Source organism: Pontibacterium sp., from assembly GCF_041587635.1.
In the GTDB taxonomy this organism is placed as follows: Bacteria; Pseudomonadota; Gammaproteobacteria; order Pseudomonadales; family Balneatricaceae; genus Pontibacterium.
In genome coordinates this window covers 1-4486 of record NZ_JBFGYC010000340.1, presented here as the reverse complement: position 1 = coordinate 4486, position 4486 = coordinate 1, and the positions used below count along the sequence as shown (strand labels likewise).

The 4486-nt window shown below is 56.4% G+C and carries 5 protein-coding genes; 3 read left to right on the top strand and 2 right to left on the bottom strand.

Annotated features, from left to right (window positions below):
- The first annotated feature begins 266 nt into the window (after positions 1-266).
- From ABYW01_RS14980 to ABYW01_RS14970, 3 genes are all read left to right on the top strand, one after another.
- A complete protein-coding gene (locus ABYW01_RS14980; RefSeq protein ID WP_372834135.1) occupies positions 267-395 on the top strand; it encodes a hypothetical protein in 129 nt (42 codons plus the stop codon).
- Positions 373-522, top strand: coding sequence for a hypothetical protein (locus ABYW01_RS14975; RefSeq protein ID WP_372834133.1), 150 nt, complete (start codon positions 373-375; stop codon positions 520-522). The genes ABYW01_RS14980 and ABYW01_RS14975 overlap by 23 nt, the downstream gene beginning before the upstream one ends.
- 279 nt (positions 523-801) lie before the next feature.
- Entirely contained in the window at positions 802-2586 is a 1785-nt protein-coding gene (locus tag ABYW01_RS14970) for a cation:proton antiporter (protein WP_372834131.1), read from the top strand.
- A gap of 130 nt (positions 2587-2716) precedes the next feature.
- Here ABYW01_RS14970 and ABYW01_RS14965 read toward each other — a convergent pair whose 3' ends face one another.
- Both ABYW01_RS14965 and ABYW01_RS14960 read right to left on the bottom strand, forming a co-directional pair.
- Positions 2717-3562 (bottom strand): alpha/beta hydrolase, encoded by an 846-nt coding sequence (locus ABYW01_RS14965; protein ID WP_372834128.1) that lies wholly within the window; start codon positions 3560-3562, stop codon positions 2717-2719.
- A gap of 212 nt (positions 3563-3774) precedes the next feature.
- Positions 3775-4486 (bottom strand): protein-L-isoaspartate(D-aspartate) O-methyltransferase (locus ABYW01_RS14960; RefSeq protein ID WP_372834125.1); only part of this gene is annotated, 712 nt, incomplete at its 5' end.

Below are 4486 nucleotides of genomic sequence, written 5' to 3'. Positions count from 1 at the left end.
CGCTGAGACGAAGAGAAGTAAAAAGAGGAGACGCATCCACTGCACCGTACACACCCTGTATCTGATCCTTATGCGGTCGGTCCTGACCGGTTATTGAACAGCAGTGTGCTACGTGATCGGTTTTGGTGCAAGTCGTTGCAGTCGGGATTCTACCTATGTCTTGATCTGAACAAACCCGGTGGCGATTCGCCGTTGTGTAGAACGACAGGCAACGATCTATGCCGTAATGATTAAAGCTAACAAATTGATCAAAATGAGCGATAGCTATGGAACTCACAGCAACAGAAGCCAAACGTGAGTTTGATGACTTAATCCTAAAAGCTCAGTCTGAAGCAGTTCGTATCTCACGCAACGGCCAAACCCGTCGCGGCGGTGATATCCAACAAAGAATTTGAGCAGTACCAGGCCGACAAGGTACAACAGTTCAAAGCGGCGATTGAAGAGGGTATGGCGGATCTGGAGGCAGGACGTATTCGCGACGGTGGAGCAGTCTTTGAAGAGTTAAGGAAATTGGCAAAGTAGACGCTGAATATTAAGCTCACGGATCGAGCTAGAAAGGATCTCAGATCCATCGTCCTTTATACATGAACAACCTTCGGAAGCTGACAAGCTACACGCTATGTGGAAGAGCTACATGCTAAAATCCTACTTCTGGCTAAATCACCTCAGCAGGGTAGATTGCGGCCTGAGCTTCGCAGCCGCAAAACCGGCACTTCAGAAGTATTGATTACGCCTTTAGTTGCATTTATAACTCTGGGCTGTAACTCAACAACCATCTGCTCTTAACCCAACAGGCTCTAAATGCATCTGGATCACTTTATTACCTCGGCACTGATGGTGCTGGTTGCGACCTCGATTGCCGTCGCGCTGTTTAAACACTTTGGACTGGGTTCGATTCTCGGCCTGCTGGTGGCCGGTATCGTGGTCGGCCCCTACTCCGGCGGACCTTATGTCACCAGCCACGTAGAAGAAGTGCGCCACTTCACCGAGCTGGGCGTGGTGCTGCTGCTGTTTCTGATCGGGCTGGAGATGAAACCTACCCGCCTCTGGACGATGCGGCGCGAGGTGTTTGGTCTGGGCCTGCTGCAAATACTGCTCTCCGGCGGCGTGATCGGCGCCTACTTCTACCTGTTCCAGCCGAGCTGGACCAGCGCACTGCTGATCGGTATGACCTTCGCCCTCTCCTCCACCGCACTGGTGTTACAGCTGTTGCAGGAGAGCGGCGAGATCAACAGCCGACACGGCACGGCGGCCTTTTCCATCTTGCTGATGCAGGATCTGGCCATCGTACCGCTGCTGGCGTTGGTCCCTATCATCTCCGACACCGGGCAGCTGTCGGCCTCAGTACCGCTCTGGCAGCAGTTTGCGACAGTGGCGGGCATGCTAACCCTGATCGCGGTGTTCGGCCGTTATATGCTACCGCACGCCCTGCACCATCTCTCGGTGCGCGGCAACAAAGAGGGATTCTTCCTGGTGGTGATGCTGGCGGTCTTTCTGGCGGCCTGGTCGATGCACTACGCGGGCGTATCCATGGCGCTGGGCGCCTTCATAATGGGAATGCTGCTCTCCGGCTCAGATTACCGTCTGCAGGTACAGGCGTCTGTAGAACCGTACAAAGGGCTGTTGATGAGCCTGTTCTTTGTCGCGGTCGGCATGTCGATCGATCTGGCCGCACTGGCCGACCAGGCGGGTCTCTTCCTGCAGCATATTCTGGTGATCATCGCGCTGAAGTTTGCCGTACTTCTGGGCTTGGCGATGGCCTTTGGCTACGCCCGGCCGCTGGCGGTGCGTATTGCATTGTTACTCTCTCAGGGGGGTGAGTTCGGTTTTGTGCTCTTTGGCTCAGCCAAAGCGTTGCAGGTGATCAGCGATGAAACCTTTGTGCTGGCGGTGGGTGTAATTTCGGTCTCCATGGTACTGACACCGCTGGCCCTACGGGCAGCAGATTCCATTGCGGCGATGCAGGCCAAACGCAATCCGGGCAACGACGCTCAACCACAGACGGCACTGGATATTCCTGAGGATAACGCCAAGGGCCGCGTGATCATTGGCGGTTTCGGGCGGGTCGGTTACACCGTCGCCACCCTGCTGCAGGAACGCGATATCCCTTTTATCGCCTTTGATACCAATCCCACCCATATCGCCAAAGGTCAGGAGCGTGGCATGCCGGTGCTCTATGGGGACGTGGGCGATCCGCACCTGTTGCAGGCAATGCATATGGAACAGGCCTCACTGGTGGTGATGACCATCGACCATACGCCTTCGGCCTTACGTGCGATCAGTCACATCCGTAGTGACTATCCAAACGTGCCCATCATCTCCCGCGCGCGGGATTTGAAGTCTTGCCATGACCTCTACAAAGCCGGCGCCACCCACGCCTTCCCGGAAGCGATGGAGAGCAGCCTGCACCTGGGTGGTGAAGCGCTGAAGATGATCGATGTGGAAGAAACAGACGTAGAGCAGCTGCTGGACTCGGTTCGCCACGCGGGTTATCAGGCGTTGGTCACCGATGACAAAAAGCCGCGAAAACAGGATGGCAACGGTGAAGCCCTGAATTGTAAACAAGCGGAGGCGGACGCCCTGTAACGACCATGTTACCCGTCGTTCGCTGCAGCCAGTAGGGTGCAATAGCATAGCGTATTGCACCACTATCAACGGTAACGGTGCGTTACGCTAACGACACCCTACAAACGATCCGGTTTCACGGTAGATGATGTCACCACCGCTCTTCCTGACCTGCACTTGCCTGCGGCTCTGCAATAAACACCGCGATCCGCGCCCAGATTGCCTCCCCGTAATCTACAAACAGATCGTTATGCCCTGCATCGGATACGCTCAGCATGCTTTTGAATGGTGAGGGATAACGCTGGTAGAGCTTTTCACCCAGCCGGTACGGTATCTCCCGGTCCCGTTCGCCGTGGATAAACAAAGCGGGCACATTCACCCGATCCAGCTTGGCGACCTGATCGAAGGGCCGCCGGTCGACAAACCAGCGCAGCCAGCCCATGCCTGCATCTGTCATCACTTCATGGCCACTGGTGAAGGTGCTGATCAGAATCAGTCCGCCCAGTTCGCGTCCCTGCGCCATATTGATCGCCACGGCGGAGCCGAGGGAGCGGCCGAGGATAAAGATATTCTGCATCTCGAAGTTCAGCGTGTCGGTGGCGTATTGAAGGGCAGCCTCGCCATCAGCGTAGATGCCCAACTCGCTGGGTTTACCTTCGCTGCGGCCGTAACCACGGTACCCCACCAGCAAGACGTTGACGCCGGTTTGTGCCAGTTGCTTAGCGGCACTAAGGCGGTGCAGCGCATGGCCGAAGTTGCCGTGAAAAAAGATCACCAGTTTCTGCTGACCACGGCTGGGGAGATAAAAGCCGTGCAGGCGGATCTGATCTTCAGTGGTGAAGGCTACGTCCCGAATGCTACTGCCGGTCAGGTTGTAGTCGCTGGCGCTGAAGCGCATCGGGTAGAACGCGAAGTGGTTGACGATGCTGTCGGTACAGCCGCCCAGCATCAGCGGCATGAGTGTGGAGAAGATCAGGCTACGCATACGGCTCCCCATCAGGCACACCTCCCCGCTCCGGGTTGTTAGAAATAGTGTCAGGCTCTGTGCTCACTGGCTAATATGCTGACTGCCCTCACTATAGCCAAATGACAGAGTTCAAAAGCCGACCGCTCCGGCGCTCACGCTGGCTGCCGATGTGAGATAGGTGGGACAAAGATTACACCGAAGAGCACAGGGCAATATAGTTTCTCCGCCCTCCCTGCGCCGATCTAAGCACCACCGGTCAACGGCACAAAACTCACCCCCAACACCCCCTTAGTGATGACCTCATCCTCCGTGACTTTATGAATATCCAGCAGTTCCTGGGCCATATAGCGGGCACCCACGGGAATAATCAGATGCCCACCCGGCGCCAGCTGGTCGATCAGCGGCTGCGGGATATCTTCCGGCGCAGCGGTCACAATAATGCCGTCATAGGGGGCCTGCTGTTCCCAGCCGAACTGACCGTCTGCTTCGATCACCTCAACATTGTGGTACCCCAACCGTGCCAGCCGCTCTCGGGCACTCCGAGCTAAGGGACCGACGATCTCCAGACTGATGACCTTTTGCACCAGCAGCGAAAGAATGGCGGCCTGATAACCGCTGCCGCAACCAATCTCCAGCACCCGATGATGGGGTTTCGGTTCGAGCAGATCGGTCATGATTGCCACCATATAGGGTTGCGAGATGGTCTGGTCGTAGCCGATCGGCAGCGGGTAGTTGTCGTAGGCCTCATCCATTAGCTCGGGATCTACGAACATATGCCGAGGCACCTGACGCATCGCCTCCCGCACCTGCTCGGAAAGCTCAGGCCGACCGGTCATACCGGCCGTGTAACCAACCTCCGCTTCGATTTCTGCGATCATCTGTTGTATCGGTAACATCGCGGCACCTCTGCTCAGATCTATGGTGTCACCCCTTCCCCAACGGCCTACTGAGTGG

Excerpts from the sequence above, each read along its gene's own strand:
- ABYW01_RS14980 (WP_372834135.1), top strand. The coding sequence starts at position 267 with ATGGAACTCACAGCAACAGAAGCCAAACGTGAGTTTGATGACTTAATC.
- ABYW01_RS14965 (WP_372834128.1), bottom strand. The coding sequence starts at position 3,562 with ATGGGGAGCCGTATGCGTAGCCTGATCTTCTCCACACTCATGCCGCTG.
- ABYW01_RS14970 (WP_372834131.1), top strand. The coding sequence starts at position 802 with ATGCATCTGGATCACTTTATTACCTCGGCACTGATGGTGCTGGTTGCG.